Source organism: Paraburkholderia phymatum (genome assembly GCF_038900715.1).
Taxonomy (GTDB): Bacteria; Pseudomonadota; Gammaproteobacteria; order Burkholderiales; family Burkholderiaceae; genus Paraburkholderia; species Paraburkholderia phymatum_A.
On sequence record NZ_JAYMRZ010000011.1, the window covers coordinates 278,401 to 295,381 of the forward strand.

Consider the following 16,981-nt stretch of genomic DNA (forward strand, 5'->3'; position numbering starts at 1 on the left):
AACCGAGCCGAACCGCAGGCGGCGCGTCAGGCTGCCGCTTGCGCCTCTTCGGCGGGCGACGAGCACGCGACGAGAATGCTGCACGACACGCGATCGAGCAGCGGCGTGTTGCCCGCGCCCATCCACCAGCGCGACAACCCCGTGCGGCAACGATGCCCGACGACGACGAGATCGACATGCAATTCGTCGGCGAGCGACGCGATTTCATCGATAGGATGACCAAACGCGAAATGCCCCGTCGCCCGCACGCCGCGCTGTGTGAGCCAATCGACGCCTTCCTGCAATATCTCGCGTGCCGTCTTTTCGAAACTGCCGCAAGCGACATCCGTCAGCAGGCCTGCGCTTTGCGCAATGCTCGATCGCATATCGACGACCGACAGCAGATGCGTTTCCGCCTGCAGATCGAGCGCCAGATCCGCGCCGCAACGCAGCGCCTTGCGGCCTTCGCGCGAGCCGTCATAGCACAGCAGAATCTTCTTGTAGCTCGCCATTTTCGCTTCCCCCCTTCCGCGACCATCGCGGTCTCTCTTGCATCATGGTGCGCCGCAATTCGACATGCAAGGGATGGAAAACGCTAAGTGCGCGGCAGCGCGCAGTCGGGCATGACGCATCGCAAGATCGCGCAACGAGCCGCCAGCGATGCGTGTCGCCGCGCCAAACGCGCCGAGCCCGATGCCCTAAAATAAGCAGCCGGCTTGCGCTTTGCACCACGCCGCAGCCGTCGCGCACACTCATGGAGCATTCGTCTTCGTATGTCTGAAGCTGCAATCGAGTTTTACCGCGTCGAGAAGCGCTATGGCGGCAAGGCTGTCGTCGACGGCTTGTCGTTTCACGTGCGCGCCGGCGAATGTTTCGGACTGCTGGGTCCGAACGGCGCAGGCAAGACGACGACGCTGCGCATGCTGCTCGGCATCGCCGCGCCCGACGCCGGCACGATCCGGCTGTGCGGCGAACCGATTCCAGGCCGCTCGCGTTTCGCGCGCGCACGCGTCGGCGTCGTGCCGCAATTCGACAATCTCGATCCAGACTTCACGGTCCGCGAAAACCTGCTGGTCTTCGGCCGCTACTTCGGTCTGTCCGCCGCGAAGTGCCGCGAGATGGTGCCGTCGCTGCTCGAATTCGCGCGGCTGGAGAGCAAGGCGGATGCGCGTGTCAGCGAACTGTCGGGCGGCATGAAGCGGCGTCTCACGCTCGCTCGTGCGCTGATCAACGATCCCGATGTGCTCATCATGGACGAGCCGACCACGGGCCTCGATCCGCAAGCGCGTCATCTGATCTGGGAGCGGCTGCGCTCGCTGCTCGGACGCGGCAAGACGATCCTGCTCACTACGCACTTCATGGAGGAAGCGGAGCGTCTGTGTCACCGGCTATGCGTGATCGAGGAAGGACGCAAGATCGCCGAAGGCGCGCCGAACGAGTTGATTGCTTCCGAAATAGGCTGCGACGTGATCGAGGTGTACGGCCCCGATCCCGTCGCGCTGCGCGATGAACTCGCGCCTTTCTCGGTGCGCACGGAAATCAGCGGCGAGACGCTCTTCTGCTATGTCGACGATCCGCAGCCGGTTCATGCGCGGCTGAAGCAGCGCGCGGGGCTGCGTTATCTGCACCGGCCGGCGAATCTCGAAGACGTGTTTCTGCGGCTCACCGGCCGCGAGATGCAGGACTGACGGTCACGGCGCAATCGCAACGTAACGCATAGGCAAGCGACACCACGACAATGGACGCACGCACATACGACACCCCCGAACATACCGAGCCGATGCGCGAGCGCTTCGCCGCGCTGCCGGCGAACGCCGTCAACTGGATTGCCGTGTGGCGGCGCAACTATCTGGTATGGCGCAAGCTCGCGCTCGCATCGATGTTCGGCAATCTCGCCGATCCGATGATCTATCTGTTCGGGCTCGGCTTCGGACTCGGGCTGATGGTCGGACATGTCGACGGCGTGTCGTACATCGCGTTTCTCGCGGCGGGCACGGTCCCGTCGAGCGTGATGATGTCGGCGAGCTTCGAATCGATGTATTCGGGCTTTTCGCGGATGCACGTTCAGCGCACGTGGGAAGCGATCATGCACACGCCGCTCACGCTCGGCGACATCGTGCTCGGCGAGGTCGTGTGGGCGGGCAGCAAAGCCGTCCTGTCCGGCGTCGCGATCATGCTGGTGGCGGGTGCGCTCGGCTACGCAAGCTTTCCGTCGATGCTGCTCGCGCTGCCCGTGATCGTGCTCGCGGGTCTCGCGTTCGCCAGCACCGCGATGATCGTGACGGCGCTCGCGCCGTCGTACGATTTCTTCATGTTTTATCAGACGCTGGTGTTGACGCCGATGCTGCTGCTGTCGGGCGTGTTCTTCCCGCTCTCGCAGTTGCCGCCCGCCGCGCAAACGGCGGCGCAACTGCTGCCGCTCGCGCATGCGGTGGACCTGATCCGGCCGGCGATGCTTGCGCGTCCGCTCGACGATGCCGCATTGCACGTGGCCGTGCTGGCCGCGTATGTGGTGGTGCCGTTCTGCGTGTCGGCGGTGCTGTTCCGCCGACGGATGATGCGCTAAGGGCGCCGCGCGCAGGCTATTGACCCACGCGCGGCGCCCTCGGGCAGATCGAATCAGATCACTCTTCGTCGTCCGACCACGGCACGTCGACGTCGGAGATGAATTCGACGGTCGCAAACGGGCCGCCTTCCTGACGCCCGATCTTGCCGTCCGCGCGATGCCACTCGACGCGGAACATCGTGCCCGGATCGTCGGAGCGCAGGCGGATCGTGCGCAACTCTTCGGGGTCGGCTTCTTCGACGGGGCCATCGAGCGAGACCAGCAACGCCTGCGGCCACAGGCCTTCGACGGGATCGTAAATGCGGTCGCCGTCGGGAATCGACGTGTGTGCCTCGACGCCGATCGTCGCCGATGCGTCGATGATCATCTTGCCTAGTGCACGCAGCACTGCCGTCGCGCGCGCCGAGTTCGCCTGACGGATAGCGAGATCCCCGCGCGTCAGCGCCTGCTCGAGTTTCGGATTGGTCTTTTGTTGGGCCATGCGTTGTCCTGGATTGACTGATTGGCGGTTGTTCACCGCTTTGCTGTTGCGCTGCCGCGCAGCAATGTCCGCGAATTGCCACACTGCTTCACGAGCGATACGCGACTATCGCGCCATTGCTACGCATTGGTGCGCACTTTCTCGCATTTTTCACGCTAGCCAGCTTCAAGGGGCGCCATCGTACCACTCGCCGCGCGCCGTATGCGCCGTATGCACCTTGCCACGCAGCAGACCGCGCACCAGCTCCCTGTTTCCCAGTTTAGGTCGAGATTCGGCACAACGACGCCGGGTTTGATGGCAAGCGATTCGTCAGAATCGCAACGCCACGGCCAGCAGCCCGCCGACGATCCCGAAGCCGACCACCGAAACGGCCACGATCGTCAGCACGCGCGGACGGAACGAGCGCGCGAGCATCGCCAGCGACGGCACGCTGATGGGCGGCAGCGTCATCAGCAGCGCGCCGGCCGGACCGACGCCCATGCCGAGCGACAGCATCGCCTGGATAATGGGCACTTCGCCCGCCGTCGGGATCACGAACAGCATGCCGGCGACGGCCAGCGCGACGATCCACACGAATTCGTTGCCGATCGCCGGGCTCACGTGCGGGAAGAGCCACGCGCGCGCCGCGCCGAGCAGCAGGACGAGCACGATGTACTCCGGCACGAGGCGCACGGCCATCCGCACGAAGATCGTGACCCAGCGGACGAACGGACTGCCCGAGCGCTGCTCGTCGACGAGCTCGACCAGGCGCGCATCGGCCGCTTGCGCTTCGGTTGGGCTGACGAGACGGTTCACCAGATAGCCGAGCCCGAACACCATCGCGGCGCCGAGCACGACGCGCAGCCCGGCCCACTGCCAGCCGAGCACGAAGCCCATGAAGACGAGCGTCGCCGGATTCAGCACCGAATTGCCGAGCCAGAACGCGATCGCGCCGCCGGGCGACGCCTGCCGCTCGCGCAATCCCGCGACGACGGGCGCCGCGCAGCACGTGCACATCATGCCGGGCAACGAGAGCAAGCCGCCCGCCGCGACGCTGCCGAATCCCGTCTTGCCGAGCAGTCGCGCGACCCAGTGCGCGGGCAACAGCGCCTGCACGGCCGAGCCGAGCAGCAGGCCGAGCACCATCGCCTGCCATATTGCCTTGCCGTAGGCGAGCGCGTAGCCGAGCGCCGCGCTCCACGACGGCGTGGGCGGACTCGCCGCGCTGCCCATCAGGATCGACGCGCCGATCGAATGCGTCGACGCCGCGACGAACGCGCGGTTGTAATACGGAAACCATTTGACGTAGAAAAGCCCGGCAATGGCGAGCAGCACGAAAATCGGCCATGTCGAGGCGGCGATCGGAGTGGTGGAGCGCGAGGTGTTCATCGTCGTGGTCGGTTCGCTTGGATTTCGCTTGGATTTCGCCTGGATTTCGCCCGGGTGTATCGCCAGGATCGCGCCGGTGCCCGTCCGTTCGGCGCGTGCAAGGTCAGCATCGTGCATTGTATGCCGCGCGCGGCCCATGCACAGGATTGGGTGCGCGGCGTCGCGCACATCACGCGGAGCGCGCAAGCGGCTGTCGAGCTAAGGTCGGATGCGGCGGCCGGTGTGCGAGCCGGTGTCGCGAAGGCGCGTGAAGGCCCGTGAAAGCGCTTGAAAATGGGCAAGCGCGCTATCGTACGCGAGTTTGCACGGCGATGTGCCGCCGCGCGTGTCTTTTTGGTCTGGCGATCCAGTCGCTCGATGAGTGCGCTGCACCGCGACACGCATGCCGCGGCGCACTAAACACTAAAACATTAAAAACTAAACGAAGCGTTCAGGGCGCCGGATTCGGCTGCAATTCGTGCAGCGCGTCGATCTCGGCGAGCGCTTCCGGCGACAGCTTCACGTCGACGCTCGCAATGTTCTCCTTCAGCTGATCGAGCGACGTTGCGCCGATCAGATTGCTCGTCACGAACGGCCGGCTGTTGACGAACGCGAGCGCGAATTGCGCGGGCGACAGGCCGTGGCGCTTCGCGAGTTCGACGTAGCGCGACGTCGCCTGGATGGCTTGCGGCTTGCTATAGCGCTGGAAGCGCTCGAACAGCGAGATGCGCGCGCCTGCCGGACGCGCGCCGCCTTCGTACTTGCCCGACAGCCAGCCGAACGCGAGCGGCGAATACGCGAGCAGACCGACATGCTCGCGATGCGAGAACTCCGAGAGCCCCGATTCGAACGTGCGGTTCAGCAGGCTATACGGGTTCTGGATCGACGCGATGCGCGGCAAGCCGAGCTTCTCCGACGCGCGCAGGAATTGCGCGACGCCCCATGGCGTCTCGTTCGACACGCCGATATGACGGACCTTCCCTTCCTTCACGAAGTCGGCGAGCACGGAAAGCGTCTCTTCGATGGGCACGGTGTACGCATCGTCGATCCACGGATACGCGGGCCGGCCGAACGTCATCGTGCTGCGATCGGGCCAGTGCAGCTGATACAGGTCGACGTAGTCCGTCTGCAGGCGCTTGAGGCTGTCGTGCAGCGCCTCGGTGAGATTCTTGCGATCGAACTGGTTGCCCTCGCCGCGAATGTGACGTGGATTGTGCGGCTGGCGCGCGGGGCCGGCGATCTTCGTCGCGAGCACGATCCTGTCGCGCGCGCTGCGATGCTGCGCGATCCATGTGCCGATGTAGCGCTCCGTCGAGCCCTGCGTTTCAGCACGCGGCGGCACGGGGTACATTTCGGCGGCGTCGATCAGCGTGATGCCCTGGTCGAGCGCGTAATCGATCTGCGCGTGCGCGTCGCGCTCCGTGTTCTGCTCGCCCCACGTCATGGTGCCGAGACCGATCAGGCTGACCTGCACATCCGTATCGCCGAGTCTGCGATATTCCATCGAACTGTTCCCCTCTTCCTTTAATGCTGGTCTTGTCGGGTGACAAAACGACAAGGGGCGAAATTACCACGTCCGCGCAAAACGCGTGCGTGGCTAGAATGTCGGTTGGCCGCGACGCAATGCGGCCGGTTTCGATGCGCTTACAACCTTCGGAGTGTCATGTCGATGTCAGATACACCGACTGCGCGGTCCGGTCCTGCGGACAGGCGGCAGTCGCTGATCGTCACGCTCGTCGCCGCGGCGTTCTTCATGGAGAACCTCGACGGCACGATCATCGCCACCGCGTTGCCGCAGATGGCGCGCTCGTTCGGCGTGCATGCCGTCGATCTGTCGATCGGCATCACGTCGTATCTGCTGACGCTCGCCGTGTTCATCCCGATCAGCGGCTGGGCCGCCGACCGCTTCGGCGTGCGCAACGTGTTCACGGCCGCGCTCGCGGTGTTCACTGCCGCGTCCGTCGCATGCGGGATGACCGACGGGCTCGTCGAATTCACGGCGGCGCGCATCGTGCAGGGCATCGGCGGCGCGATGATGGTGCCCGTCGGACGGCTCGCCGTTTTGCGCACGACGCCCAAAGACGACCTCATGCGCGCGATTTCGATCATCACGTGGCCGGGGCTCGTCGCGCCCGTCCTGGGACCGCCGCTTGGCGGCTTCATCACGACTTACTCATCGTGGCGCTGGATCTTCTATCTGAATCTGCCGCTCGGCATCGTCGGCATCGTGCTCGCGTGGCGCTTCATCGGCGCGGCGCGCGACACGCAGAAGCGCCCGTTCGACAGCGCCGGCTTCGTGCTGTGCGGCATCGCGGGCACGGCTGTCATGTACGCGATGGAACTGCTCGGCCGCTCGGACGCGCCGTGGCGCGAAGCGCTCGCGTTTCTCGCGGGCGGCCTCGCGGCGGGTGTGGCCGCGCTGCTTCATCTGCGCCGCAGTCCGCACCCCGTCGTCGACCTTTCCGCGTTTCGCGTGAAGACGTTTGCCGTCGCGATGGGCGGCGGATCGCTCTTTCGCGTGTCGATCAGCGCGGTGCCGTTTCTGCTGCCGCTGATGTTTCAGCTCGGCTTCGGAATGAACGCGTTCCAGTCGGGCCTGCTGACGCTCGTGGTGTTCGCGGGCAATCTGTCGATGAAGCTCGTGACGACACCCGTGATGCGGCGCTTCGGCTTTCGATCGGTACTGCTCGTGAACGGCGCGCTCGCGGCGCTGAGCATTGCGGCGATGAGCCTGCTGACAGCCTCGACGCCGCTCGCGCTGACGAGTATCGTGCTGTTCGCGAGCGGCCTGTCGCGCTCGCTGCAATTCACGGCCGTCAATACGCTCAGCTTCGCCGATGTGCCGAAGCCGCAGATGAACGGCGCATCGACGCTATCCAGCACGCTCACGCAGATGACGATGGGGATGGGTGTCGCGCTCGGCGCGATCGCGATGCGGCTCGCCGCGTGGCTGCATGGACACGATGCGCGGTCGGTGACGGCCGCCGATTTCAGCGTCGCGTTCCTGCTGGTGGCTGTCGTCGGGCTGTTTGCGATTCTGGATGTGTTCGGTCTCGAGCGCGATGCGGGCGCGCATGTGAGCGGGCATCGTCGGGAACGGACGTGAGCGATGTGCCTTGTCTTTGTCTTTGTTTGAATGCGATTTGGCGATGAATGTCGAACAGTTCGAATTGCTCGTGACGCGAGTGATGCCGTATGGCAAGTACAAAGGGCGCGTGATCGCCGATCTGCCGGGGCACTACCTCAACTGGTTCGCACGCGAAGGATTTCCGCCCGGCGAGATCGGGCGGCTGCTGGCGTTAATGCATGAAATCGATCACAACGGCTTGAAGAGCTTGCTGGAGCCGTTGAGGAAGAAGTGAACGGCGTTTGTGCGTGTGACGAGCGTGGGATCGTTCGAAGATCGATGCGCTGCATCGAATGCGATAGGCCTTGAGAAAAGGGACCCCAAAACAAAAACGGCACCGCGATTTTCGCCGTGCCGTTTCTTGATGCTGCTGAATTCTCTGGGGTGGCTGATGGGACTCGAACCCACGACGACAGGAATCACAATCCTGGACTCTACCAACTGAGCTACAGCCACCACTGCCCTACACCTTCGCCGCTGAATGTTGCTCAGCAACGAAGAAGCGAGATTATACAAACACGAATCGTATTTGCAAAGCCCTTTATTCAAACATTTCGCTGGGCTCGCGCAAATGCTGTCGCGCCTCGTCGAAAATCGCAAGATCACGCGCAGCCAGCTTTTTGCTGTCCGATAAGACGCGCCGCCATCCGCGCGAACCCGCGACGCCGCGATACAGCCCCAGCGCGTGACGCACGATCGCGCCGGGATACGTGCCGCGCGCCAGCTCGGCGCGACAGTACTCGATCAGCTTCGCTTCCACTTCCTCGCGTGTCGGCGCGGGCTGCGTCGAGCCGTAGAAACGCGCATCGACTTCCGCGAGCACGTACGGGTTGTGATACGCCTCACGCCCGAGCATCACGCCATCGACGTGCTGTAGGTGCGCATCGACTTCATCCAGCGTCTTGATGCCGCCGTTGATGATGATCTCGAGTTGCGGAAAGTCCCGCTTCAAGCGATACGCGTACTCGTATTTGAGCGGCGGAATCTCACGATTCTCTTTCGGGCTCAGACCTTTGAGGATCGCATTGCGCGCATGCACGATGAACACATCGCAGCCGGCCTCGGCGATCGTACCGACGAAGTCGCGCACGAACGCGTAATCCTCCACGGCATCGACGCCGATCCGATGCTTCACCGTGACGGGCACCGAGACCACATCGCGCATCGCTTTCACGCAATCGGCGACGAGCTGCGGCTCGTTCATCAGACACGCGCCGAATGCGCCGCGCTGCACGCGCTCCGACGGGCAGCCGCAGTTCAGATTGATCTCGTCGTAACCCCATTGCTCGCCGAGCTTCGCCGAGCGCGCCAGATCGTCAGGCTCGCTGCCGCCGAGCTGCAGCGCGACGGGCGCCTCGTCGGCCGTAAACGCCAGATGGCGCTCGACGTCGCCATGAATCAGTGCCCCCGTCGTCACCATCTCCGTATACAGCCAGGTGTGCCGCGACAGCGTGCGGTGGAACGAGCGGCAGTGGCGATCGGTCCAGTCCATCATCGGCGCGACGGACACGCGGCGGGGACTGGCAGTGGGCTTCGAAGACATGGGGCAGCAGACAGGACGAAAACGACGAAGGAAACGCGAAGGCGAACGACAGATGCGTAAGAACCAAGGCCGACGCGTAAGAACCAAACCGCTCATTTTACCGCAAGCCGGCCTCCCGCCCCTCGTTTCGCGTCGCAACAACCCCGGAAGCCCGTGATTTACATGAGGTTTTTCCGAGCGATAAGCGCGGATTATCAGGGCGCATACACGCGAAATCCCCGCCGGACGGACGTCTCAGCATTGTTCCGGATCGAAGAATAGTAATTTCAAATTATCGGCACAAAGAATCGATAGTAGGGGTATACACTGCATTCCATCGACGTTGCGAACAGACCCAAGCACGACGCAACGCCTTACTGAATCAAATATCGGAGAGTTCACCATGAAGACCAAGCTTATCGCCGCAGTTCTGATCGCCGCTTCCGCCACGCTGGCTGCTCCCGCTTTCGCAAGCGGCTACGGTCCGGCTCCGCATTACAACCCGACGGTCGGCGCGCCGGCTTCGCAGCAAGGCCAGAGCGCACAGACGCTGGCAGCGGAACAGGCACAGCAAGCCAACGTCGCGTATGGCGGCGTGCAAAACGGTTCGTCGCAAGGCGGCAAGCATGAGCCGCAAACGGGCCCGGGCTCGGTGTTCTTCGGCCACTAAGCCGAAGCTGGACGGGCAGCAGCTTTCGTAGCAGGCAGTACCACGCAGCACAGGTAGTACGCAGTTCTGGCAGTAACCGGTAGTTGTAGTGCAGTTCCAGAAGTGGCAGTACCGCAGTCGAAGCAGTCAAGAAGTAGCAGTCAGGAAGTGCCGTTGATGGTGCAGTTCGAAGTACCACGCAGTTGCCGTACCCTGTAGTACCACGCAGTCTGTTGTTGCAGGTGCGGTCCAGCCGGATGTTCTCCACGGAGCATCCGGCTTTGTTTTTTGCGCGATCGAATCTGACGCCGGACTTATCCGCCGGCGGCAAGCAACTCGGTGTTGATCGCTTCGCGCGCCGCCTGAAATCCCGCTTCGGCAGCGGCGTGCTCCGTCGGCCAGAAGCGGTCGATATGCACGAGCCGCCAGTCCAGCATCACCGCATCGCCCTTGAGCACGCGGAAATGCGCCTTCACGCCCGTCAGCACCTGCTCGACGGCGACCTCCATATCGAAGTCCTTGTAGCGTTCCTGGTAGTCGCCCATGTCGATGCCTTTCGGCTCCATCGCGCCTCCCTCTTTCCGCAGTGTCCGCAGTGTCGATTAGTGCCGGCTTGCGCCCGCGCTCAGTCGCAATCGCCGGACAGGTACTTTCTGCCGTCACAGGTGATTTCGACACCCGCGCCCTTCGACGATTTCGCCACCAGCCCCGCGCCCAGCAATTCCTTTTCGACGAAGGGCTCGACGGCAGGCGGCGCCTGACCCGTCCCGACATCGTTCAGTTGCCGCAAGATATCGATTGCATCCGTACTCAGGGATTTCGTCATCGCAGCCTCCGCACGCGCGCTGGCGACTCACCGCCCGTCTGGCGATGCGCCCTTCGGCGCTCAATCCATCGCTCAATTCATGCTAGCACTTCCAGCCGGGATTGCCGGATGCGCGGCGCCGACGGGACACACCGATGCAAAGGGGCCATACAGGGTCCGATACCGCGCAAATACGCAGAATTTCCACGCAAGGACGCGGTCTACACGAGAACGGCACACGCCGCGCGCCGGCTGGCACGCCCGTCGCAACGGAGTCAAAAAGAAACAGCATGGAGAACGCGATGATTCACACGATCAACACGCCCAGGCCATTCGGGTGGAAGACACTCACGCGGATCGGCGCGGCCGTCTTGCTCGCAGCGTCCGCAGGCGTTGCGGGGACAGCGCTCGCGCAGAGTGCGGCGTCCGAATCCAGCGCGCCGATGGTCAGGCCCCCGCCCCCGGCAGCGTCGGGCACCGCGAGCGCGACCAATCCCGACAACATGCCCGTCAAGAAGCCGCGCAAGCCGACTAACGACAAGATGATGCACAACCCGCCCGCCAGCGCGACGAACGCGAAATAGTGCGGCGTCGCATGTCGCCGGCGCGGGAAGCGTGGACGGCGCGCGTCACGCGGCACGCACGAAGCGGTCGCCGCGCCGCTCACACGCTCTGGCGCTCACAGCCTGGCGAGCGACACCTCCGTCGACTTCACGAGCGCGACGACTTCCGCGCCGACCTTCAGTTCGAGCTCGTCGATCGAGCGTGTCGTGATCACCGACGTGACGACGCCGAACGGCGTGTCGACGTCGACTTCCGACACGACGGGTCCCCGGATGATCTCCTTCACTTTGCCTTTGAACTGGTTACGTACGTTGATGGCGGAAATGCTCATATCGGATGGCTCCGTGAGTGGATAAAGAGGTTCCAGCGGCCAGCGCTCACACCGCCCAGCGGACGTCGCGCGGATGCACGCTGACCGATTCGCTGACCGGTTCGCTGAGCGCGCCCGCATCGTGTGCCGCAGACTCATGCAGCGCGCGCGTTCTCATCACGCGCTGCAAGACGCGCTCTTCGAGCTTCGCGAACGCCGCCGACGCCCTCTCTCTCGGACGCGCGAGCGGCACCCGCTGATCGAGCGCGATCCGGCCGTCTTCGATCAGCAGAATGCGGTCGCCGAGCGCGACAGCCTCCTGCACGTCGTGCGTGACGAGCAGCGCGGTGAAGCGATGCTCGCGCCACAGCCGTTCGATCAGCGCGTGCATTTCGATGCGGGTCAACGCGTCGAGCGCGCCGAGCGGCTCGTCGAGCAGCAGCAGTTGCGGGCGATGCACGAGCGCGCGAGCCAGCGCGACGCGCTGCCGCTGGCCGCCCGACAACTGCGCGGGCCAGTCGTTCGCGCGATCGAGCAGACCGACTTCGGCGAGCACCGCACGCGCATCGTCGCGCGATGAACGGCCAAGGCCGAGCATCACGTTCTGCAGCACCGTCTTCCATGGCAAGAGACGCGCATCCTGAAACATGATCCGCGTGTCGAACGGCTGCGAGCCGTCCCCGCGCTTGTCGAGCGTGCCCGAGGTCGGCGCTTCGAGACCGGCGATCAGCCGCAGCAACGTCGACTTGCCGCAGCCGCTGCGCCCGACGATCGACACGAAACTGCCGCGTTCGATCGACAAATCGAAGTCCGCGAGCACCGCGCGCTCGCCATAGCGCTTGCCGACGCCGCGCAGTTCGACGGATGCATCGATCGCGTCGTGTACGCTCTTGCGCAACGCGAGCGCGTCGGCGCCGCGCGAACGGTCCGTCGCGTCATGCAGCGCATTCGCATCGCGCTCGACAGTGTCGATAGCGGCAGCCGCTGTTTCATTCGATCCGCGTTCATGCGCGCGCGGCTGCTGTCGTTGTGCTTCGAGATCGCCGCGCGCGGCGCCGCCGAACGATGCCGGCAATGTGCTTGCGCTCATGCTTTCACTCCTTGCTGATAAGCGGGATGCCAGCGCAACGACGCACGCTCGAGCCCTTTCGCGAGCATGTCGGCGAGCTTGCCGAGCGCCGCGTACAGCAGAATGCCGACCACGACCACATCCGTTTGCAGAAACTCGCGCGCGTTCATCGTCATGTAGCCGATGCCCGATTGCGCAGAGATCGTTTCCGCGACGATCAGCGTGACCCACATCAGCCCGAACGCGAAGCGCGCGCCGACGAGAATCGACGGCAGCGCGCCCGGCAGGATCACGTCGCGATACAGCGCGAATCCCTTCACGCCGTAGCTGCGCGCCATTTCGATCAGATTGGCGTCGACGGAACGAATGCCGTGGTACGTGTTCACGTAGATCGGAAAGAACACGCCGAGCGCGACGAGAAACACCTTCGCCTCTTCCTCGATGCCGAACCAAAGGATCACGAGCGGAATCATCGCGAGCGCGGGGATGTTGCGGATCATCTGCACGGTCGTGTCGAGCGCGATATCGACGGGCTTGAAGAGACCCGTCGCGAGCCCGAGCACGAAGCCAATGCCGCCGCCGATCGCGAATCCCGACACCGCGCGCCACGTGCTCACCTTCACGTCGGCCCACATCTCGCCCGACTCGATCAGCGACCATGCGGCCTTCACGACGGCGAGCGGCTCGGGCAGCACGCGCGTCGACAGCACGCCGCTGCGCGCGGCGAGTTCCCATGCGATGAGGATGACGAGCGGCACGATCCACGGCGCCGCCTTGTGCGCGAGCCGCGCGAATGCGGGGCTCGCGATGTCCTTGCCAGAAACAGTCGGCATAAACGACTCCTTTGCGCGGACGATGCGTTCGATCGCGCGTCGTCCGCATGCGTCAGATCAGGTCTAGCTTTGCGCCGTCTTCGGCACATAGTTGTTGCCGACGATCTCGCCGAACGGCCCCGACAACGGACCGCTCGCGCTCGTGCGCTGACGGCCGGGCAGCAGCGGGAACACGAGTTCGGCGAAGCGGTACGACTCTTCGAGATGCGGATAGCCGGACAGGATGAACGTCTCGATCCCGAGGTCCGCGTATTCCTGCATGCGCGCGACGACCTGCTCCGGGCTGCCGACGAGCGCCGTGCCCGCGCCGCCGCGCACGAGCCCCACGCCCGCCCACAGGTTCGGATAGACCTCCAGTTCCTGGCGCGTGCCGCGCTTGCCGCCGTGCAACGCGGCCATGCGCCGCTGGCCTTCGGAATCCATCTTCGCGAACGAGGCCTGCGCACGAGCGATCGTGTCGTCGTCGAGCTTGCTGATGAGCTTGTCGGCGGCGGCCCACGCTTCGTCTTCCGTCTCGCGCACGATCACATGCAGACGGATGCCGAATCTGATCTTGCGGCCATGCTGCGCGGCACGCGCGCGAATGTCCGCGATCTTCTTCGCGACGGCTTCGGGCGGCTCGCCCCAGGTCAGATACGTGTCGATGTGCTCGCCCGCCATCTCGTGCGCAGCAGGCGACGATCCGCCGAACCACAGCGGCGGATGCGGATTCTGCACGGGCGGATACAGCAGCTTGCCGCCCTTCGACTTCAGATGCTTGCCGATGAAGTCGACCGCTTCGCCGCCGTGTGCGCTCGTCAGCAGGCCGCGCCAGATGCGCAGGAATTCGTCGGTGATTTCGTAACGCGTGTCGTGATCGACGAAAAGTCCGTCGCCTTCCAGCTCGGCGGCATCGCCGCCCGTCACGACGTTGATCAGCAGACGCCCGCCCGACAGCCGGTCGAGAGTCGCCGCCATGCGCGCCGACAGTCCCGGCGACGCGATGCCCGGCCGGATCGCGACCAGAAACTTGAGCCGCTGCGTGACGGGAATCAGGCTCGATGCGACGACCCATGCGTCTTCGCACGAACGGCCCGTCGGCAGCAGCACGCCTTCGTAGCCGAGCGTGTCCGCGGCAACGGCGATCTGCCGGAAGTAGTCGTAGTCGGCCGCGCGCGCGCCTTGCGACGTGCCGAGATAGCGGCTGTCGCCGTGAGTCGGAATGAACCAGAACACATTCATGGGCTGCTCTCCTGCGTTTGTTCGAGTTGATGTCAGTCGATGCCGAGGCTCGCCGGTTGCGTCGCGCGCCTGCTTTCGCGCTTGCGTGACTGCGTGGCCGCGTTTTGAACGGACGTGGCCGCGCGTCGCCGCGCGCGAGGCGGCGCATCGAACCGAACGGGGAAACGGATAAGACCGTGTGAAGAAATAACCGCGCAAGAGCGCGTCAGCGGCAACAGCGCGGCGGCCTGCGCGCGACGCATGGATCGCGTGCCGCGCACGAAGCGGCTGGGCACGCGCGAATCGGCATCGGATCGGACATCGCGACAGCTTCTCTCATGTGAATCACGTTGAACGCGCACGCAATGCGCGGCGTGTTAACCCGTCGGCAGCGCGTGCGTTCTGAGCACGCCGCCGCCGTCTGCATGGAAAAAGAGTCTATGGATCGCGCGCTTTCTTTTGAACGATTTTTTTGAGCTTAGGTTTTCCACTTTCGTGATTTACCTGACGCCGCAGCATACGTCGCGCGCGCATCGTTGCCGCATGTTCCGCGCGTGTTCGTACCAAAACAGCAGCGCGCCGCCGATATAATGGCGCTCGATCCCGATCAACCTGTGCGGGCGTAGCACTTTGTCGTCGACGCCCGGCGACCGACGCTGTCAAGCATGCAAAAAATCATCCTGCCGTTTGTGTCCGGCTTTCTCGCGTCGCTGTTCTTTCACGAGTCGACGCTCGCGCTCCTGCACGCGGCGGGTCTCATCGACCCGACAGGGTTTTCGACGGCGCCATTCGCTCCCATCGGCCTGCCCGAATTCATCGCAAACGCAATCTGGAGTTCCGTGTGGGCCGTGCTGATGGCGTGGCTGCTGCGCGTGTCGCCCGAGCGCCCCGCGCCGTGGATTCCCGCATTCGTATTCGGCGGGATCGTGCTGACGGCGGCGACCGTGTTCGTCGTCGATCCCATTCGCGGCATCTGGCCGACGGGCAACATGCTGCCGCGCCTCGCGCTCGGCTTCGCATCGAATGCGATGTGGGGATGGGGCGCGCTCGTGTTCATGCGCGCCTTCATGACAGCCGAGGACTGAGACGGCTGAGTTTTTTGTTCGGGCCCGCGCTCTGGTCACGGCCTGAATTCTCTTCGGGCCTGCGCTCTGGTCACGGCCTGAATTCTCTTCGGGCCTGCGTTCTGGTCACGGCCCGCGTGTTGTCCCGATCTGCGTTGGCCTCAGCCCAGCAGATCGCGCAACGGATGCTCGTGCGCGGGCCACGGGCTCTCGAACATCTTCTCGACGTCCGCGCGCGTCACGTCTTCGACACGCGCAAAGCGCCACTCGGGCTTGTTGTCCTTGTCGACGATGCGCGCGCGGATGCCTTCCGGCGCGTCGCCCCGTTCGAACGACGAGCGCGTCAGATCCAGATCGCGCCGCAGACATTCGGCCATCGTCCCTTCGGCGCGCGTCACCACTTCGAGCGAAACGGCCATCGACAGCGGCGAGCGCTCGCGCAGCACGGCCGCCGTCTGCTCGGCCCAGTCAGCGCTCGCGCAATCGGCTTCGAGATCGAGCGAGCGGACGATCTGCGCGACGTCGCGCAACGCAAAGTGCCTGTCGATCAACGCGCGCGCGTCGGCGAGCGGCGAGATGTCGGGCATGGGCACGACCTTGTGGAACTGCGCCTCGCGCTCGACGCACGCAACGACGTCCGCGCCCTGCTCGAAGCTCTGAGTCTTGAGCCGGTCGATCAGCGCGGGGATCGCATCGTCGGGCAGGTACGCGTCGGCGAGGCCCGCGTAGAGCGCATCGGCGGCGCCGATGGTCTCGCCCGTCACGGCCAGATAGCGGCCGATCGCGCCCGGCGTGCGCGCGAGAAACCATCCCGCGCCGACATCGGGAAAGAGACCGATGCGCGTCTCGGGCATCGCCATGCGCGTCGACGACGTCACGACGCGCAGGCCGCCCGTGCGGTGCGCGCCCTGCGAAATACCCATCCCGCCGCCCATCACGACGCCGTTCATGAACGCGATATAGGGCTTCGTGTACGCGAAGATCGCATGATCGAGCCGGTATTCGTCGATGAAGAAGGTATCGACGGCTTCGCGGTCGCCGCGCCGGAACGACTCGTACAGGTAGCGGATGTCGCCGCCCGCGCAGAACGCGCGCTCGCTCGTGCTGCGCACGACGACGGCGAGCACGCCGGGATCGTCGCGCCATTGATCGAGCGCCGCATGCATCGCGCGCATCATGCCGAGCGACAGCGCGTTGAGCGCCTTCGGCCGGTTCAGTTCGATGAAGCCAATGCGGTTGGCGACATAGGCGATGAGTTCGTCGGAGGCACTGCGCGATTCGGATGTCGACATGGTTCGTACGAAAGGCGGTTGAATGGATGTGCGGCACACACGTTAGGGCAATGCTGATCAAGCCGTGTAAACGCGACTGAGCGCGGTTGAGCATGCGTAAACTTTCTGAATAACCATGAAGATGGTCGTTCCGCTTCGTTTTACCGCGCCGCAGGCGTTCTGCGCGGGCTTTT

19 protein-coding genes and 1 tRNA gene are annotated in these 16,981 nt (G+C 64.5%); 7 read left to right on the forward strand and 13 right to left on the reverse strand.

The window, feature by feature from the left end; translation table 11 throughout:
• Positions 1-26: 26 nt before the first annotated feature.
• Positions 27-491, reverse strand: a complete 465-nt coding sequence (locus VSR68_RS21590; RefSeq protein ID WP_090862032.1) for a universal stress protein — start codon at positions 489-491, stop codon at positions 27-29.
• A gap of 261 nt (positions 492-752) precedes the next feature.
• Here VSR68_RS21590 and nodI point away from each other — a divergent pair, with 261 nt between their 5' ends.
• Together nodI and VSR68_RS21600 are read left to right on the forward strand one after the other, a co-directional pair.
• Positions 753-1,667: a nodulation factor ABC transporter ATP-binding protein NodI gene (gene nodI, locus VSR68_RS21595; RefSeq protein WP_342941771.1), complete on the forward strand. Its 915-nt coding sequence runs from the start codon at positions 753-755 to the stop codon at positions 1,665-1,667.
• A gap of 50 nt (positions 1,668-1,717) precedes the next feature.
• The gene (locus tag VSR68_RS21600; protein WP_342941772.1) at positions 1,718-2,545 is read left to right on the forward strand and encodes an ABC transporter permease; all 828 of its coding nucleotides are present in this window, start codon (positions 1,718-1,720) and stop codon (positions 2,543-2,545) included.
• A gap of 58 nt (positions 2,546-2,603) precedes the next feature.
• On the opposite strand, the gene VSR68_RS21605 is transcribed toward VSR68_RS21600, so the two are convergent.
• The 3 genes from VSR68_RS21605 to VSR68_RS21615 form a co-directional block, all read right to left on the reverse strand.
• The gene (locus tag VSR68_RS21605) at positions 2,604-3,026 is read right to left on the reverse strand and encodes a hypothetical protein (RefSeq protein ID WP_087735858.1); all 423 of its coding nucleotides are present in this window, start codon (positions 3,024-3,026) and stop codon (positions 2,604-2,606) included.
• A gap of 309 nt (positions 3,027-3,335) precedes the next feature.
• Positions 3,336-4,394, reverse strand: a complete 1,059-nt coding sequence (locus VSR68_RS21610) for a permease (RefSeq protein ID WP_342941773.1) — start codon at positions 4,392-4,394, stop codon at positions 3,336-3,338.
• A 430-nt stretch (positions 4,395-4,824) separates the two neighbouring features.
• On the reverse strand, positions 4,825-5,877 hold the full coding sequence (locus VSR68_RS21615) for an NADP(H)-dependent aldo-keto reductase (RefSeq protein ID WP_342941774.1): 1,053 nt from the start codon (positions 5,875-5,877) through the stop codon (positions 4,825-4,827).
• Positions 5,878-6,036: 159 nt separating this feature from the next.
• Between VSR68_RS21615 and VSR68_RS21620 the strand changes: the two genes are divergently transcribed.
• Positions 6,037-7,479, forward strand: a complete 1,443-nt coding sequence (locus VSR68_RS21620) for an MFS transporter (RefSeq protein ID WP_342941775.1) — start codon at positions 6,037-6,039, stop codon at positions 7,477-7,479.
• Positions 7,480-7,522: 43 nt separating this feature from the next.
• Positions 7,523-7,735: a DUF3820 family protein gene (locus VSR68_RS21625; RefSeq protein ID WP_087735861.1), complete on the forward strand. Its 213-nt coding sequence runs from the start codon at positions 7,523-7,525 to the stop codon at positions 7,733-7,735.
• Between the two features lie 145 nt (positions 7,736-7,880).
• On the opposite strand, the gene VSR68_RS21630 is transcribed toward VSR68_RS21625, so the two are convergent.
• A tRNA-His gene (locus VSR68_RS21630) sits at positions 7,881-7,956 on the reverse strand.
• A gap of 85 nt (positions 7,957-8,041) precedes the next feature.
• The gene (gene dusA, locus VSR68_RS21635) at positions 8,042-9,043 is read right to left on the reverse strand and encodes a tRNA dihydrouridine(20/20a) synthase DusA (protein WP_342941776.1); all 1,002 of its coding nucleotides are present in this window, start codon (positions 9,041-9,043) and stop codon (positions 8,042-8,044) included.
• A gap of 382 nt (positions 9,044-9,425) precedes the next feature.
• Between dusA and VSR68_RS21640 the strand changes: the two genes are divergently transcribed.
• Positions 9,426-9,692: a hypothetical protein gene (locus VSR68_RS21640; protein ID WP_342934674.1), complete on the forward strand. Its 267-nt coding sequence runs from the start codon at positions 9,426-9,428 to the stop codon at positions 9,690-9,692.
• Between the two features lie 293 nt (positions 9,693-9,985).
• Here the strand turns inward: VSR68_RS21640 and VSR68_RS21645 are convergent, their stop codons facing one another.
• Together VSR68_RS21645 and VSR68_RS21650 are read right to left on the reverse strand one after the other, a co-directional pair.
• On the reverse strand, positions 9,986-10,237 hold the full coding sequence (locus VSR68_RS21645) for a hypothetical protein (protein WP_342941777.1): 252 nt from the start codon (positions 10,235-10,237) through the stop codon (positions 9,986-9,988).
• Between the two features lie 59 nt (positions 10,238-10,296).
• Positions 10,297-10,497 (reverse strand): hypothetical protein, encoded by a 201-nt coding sequence (locus VSR68_RS21650; protein WP_342941778.1) that lies wholly within the window; start codon positions 10,495-10,497, stop codon positions 10,297-10,299.
• Positions 10,498-10,778: 281 nt separating this feature from the next.
• On the opposite strand from VSR68_RS21650, the gene VSR68_RS21655 reads away from it, so the two are divergent.
• Positions 10,779-11,060, forward strand: coding sequence for a hypothetical protein (locus VSR68_RS21655; protein ID WP_342941779.1), 282 nt, complete (start codon positions 10,779-10,781; stop codon positions 11,058-11,060).
• A 95-nt stretch (positions 11,061-11,155) separates the two neighbouring features.
• Here the strand turns inward: VSR68_RS21655 and VSR68_RS21660 are convergent, their stop codons facing one another.
• The 4 genes from VSR68_RS21660 to ssuD form a co-directional block, all read right to left on the reverse strand.
• Positions 11,156-11,371, reverse strand: a complete 216-nt coding sequence (locus VSR68_RS21660; RefSeq protein WP_087739191.1) for a TOBE domain-containing protein — start codon at positions 11,369-11,371, stop codon at positions 11,156-11,158.
• 46 nt (positions 11,372-11,417) lie between these two features.
• Positions 11,418-12,440 (reverse strand): ATP-binding cassette domain-containing protein, encoded by a 1,023-nt coding sequence (locus VSR68_RS21665; RefSeq protein ID WP_342941780.1) that lies wholly within the window; start codon positions 12,438-12,440, stop codon positions 11,418-11,420.
• Complete coding sequence (gene ssuC / locus VSR68_RS21670; RefSeq protein ID WP_342941781.1) at positions 12,437-13,252, reverse strand: aliphatic sulfonate ABC transporter permease SsuC; 816 nt, start codon at positions 13,250-13,252, stop codon at positions 12,437-12,439. Before ssuC ends, VSR68_RS21665 begins: the two co-directional genes overlap by 4 nt.
• A 63-nt stretch (positions 13,253-13,315) precedes the next feature.
• Positions 13,316-14,473, reverse strand: a complete 1,158-nt coding sequence (gene ssuD / locus VSR68_RS21675; RefSeq protein WP_342941782.1) for an FMNH2-dependent alkanesulfonate monooxygenase — start codon at positions 14,471-14,473, stop codon at positions 13,316-13,318.
• A gap of 644 nt (positions 14,474-15,117) precedes the next feature.
• Between ssuD and VSR68_RS21680 the strand changes: the two genes are divergently transcribed.
• A complete protein-coding gene (locus VSR68_RS21680; protein WP_087739215.1) occupies positions 15,118-15,537 on the forward strand; it encodes a hypothetical protein in 420 nt (139 codons plus the stop codon).
• Between the two features lie 140 nt (positions 15,538-15,677).
• Here VSR68_RS21680 and VSR68_RS21685 read toward each other — a convergent pair whose 3' ends face one another.
• Complete coding sequence (locus VSR68_RS21685) at positions 15,678-16,808, reverse strand: enoyl-CoA hydratase/isomerase family protein (protein WP_342941783.1); 1,131 nt, start codon at positions 16,806-16,808, stop codon at positions 15,678-15,680.
• Between the last annotated feature and the right edge of the window lie 173 nt (positions 16,809-16,981).

Bases quoted from the DNA above. Each gene is read 5' to 3' on its own strand.
- VSR68_RS21590 (WP_090862032.1), bottom strand. From the start codon at position 491: ATGGCGAGCTACAAGAAGATTCTGCTGTGCTATGACGGCTCGCGCGAA.
- nodI (WP_342941771.1), top strand. From the start codon at position 753: ATGTCTGAAGCTGCAATCGAGTTTTACCGCGTCGAGAAGCGCTATGGC.
- VSR68_RS21600 (WP_342941772.1), top strand. From the start codon at position 1,718: ATGGACGCACGCACATACGACACCCCCGAACATACCGAGCCGATGCGC.
- VSR68_RS21605 (WP_087735858.1), bottom strand. From the start codon at position 3,026: ATGGCCCAACAAAAGACCAATCCGAAACTCGAGCAGGCGCTGACGCGC.
- VSR68_RS21610 (WP_342941773.1), bottom strand. From the start codon at position 4,394: ATGAACACCTCGCGCTCCACCACTCCGATCGCCGCCTCGACATGGCCG.
- VSR68_RS21615 (WP_342941774.1), bottom strand. From the start codon at position 5,877: ATGGAATATCGCAGACTCGGCGATACGGATGTGCAGGTCAGCCTGATC.
- VSR68_RS21620 (WP_342941775.1), top strand. From the start codon at position 6,037: ATGTCGATGTCAGATACACCGACTGCGCGGTCCGGTCCTGCGGACAGG.
- VSR68_RS21625 (WP_087735861.1), top strand. From the start codon at position 7,523: ATGAATGTCGAACAGTTCGAATTGCTCGTGACGCGAGTGATGCCGTAT.
- dusA (WP_342941776.1), bottom strand. From the start codon at position 9,043: ATGTCTTCGAAGCCCACTGCCAGTCCCCGCCGCGTGTCCGTCGCGCCG.
- VSR68_RS21640 (WP_342934674.1), top strand. From the start codon at position 9,426: ATGAAGACCAAGCTTATCGCCGCAGTTCTGATCGCCGCTTCCGCCACG.
- VSR68_RS21645 (WP_342941777.1), bottom strand. From the start codon at position 10,237: ATGGAGCCGAAAGGCATCGACATGGGCGACTACCAGGAACGCTACAAG.
- VSR68_RS21650 (WP_342941778.1), bottom strand. From the start codon at position 10,497: ATGACGAAATCCCTGAGTACGGATGCAATCGATATCTTGCGGCAACTG.
- VSR68_RS21655 (WP_342941779.1), top strand. From the start codon at position 10,779: ATGATTCACACGATCAACACGCCCAGGCCATTCGGGTGGAAGACACTC.
- VSR68_RS21660 (WP_087739191.1), bottom strand. From the start codon at position 11,371: ATGAGCATTTCCGCCATCAACGTACGTAACCAGTTCAAAGGCAAAGTG.
- VSR68_RS21665 (WP_342941780.1), bottom strand. From the start codon at position 12,440: ATGAGCGCAAGCACATTGCCGGCATCGTTCGGCGGCGCCGCGCGCGGC.
- ssuC (WP_342941781.1), bottom strand. From the start codon at position 13,252: ATGCCGACTGTTTCTGGCAAGGACATCGCGAGCCCCGCATTCGCGCGG.
- ssuD (WP_342941782.1), bottom strand. From the start codon at position 14,473: ATGAATGTGTTCTGGTTCATTCCGACTCACGGCGACAGCCGCTATCTC.
- VSR68_RS21680 (WP_087739215.1), top strand. From the start codon at position 15,118: ATGCAAAAAATCATCCTGCCGTTTGTGTCCGGCTTTCTCGCGTCGCTG.
- VSR68_RS21685 (WP_342941783.1), bottom strand. From the start codon at position 16,808: ATGTCGACATCCGAATCGCGCAGTGCCTCCGACGAACTCATCGCCTAT.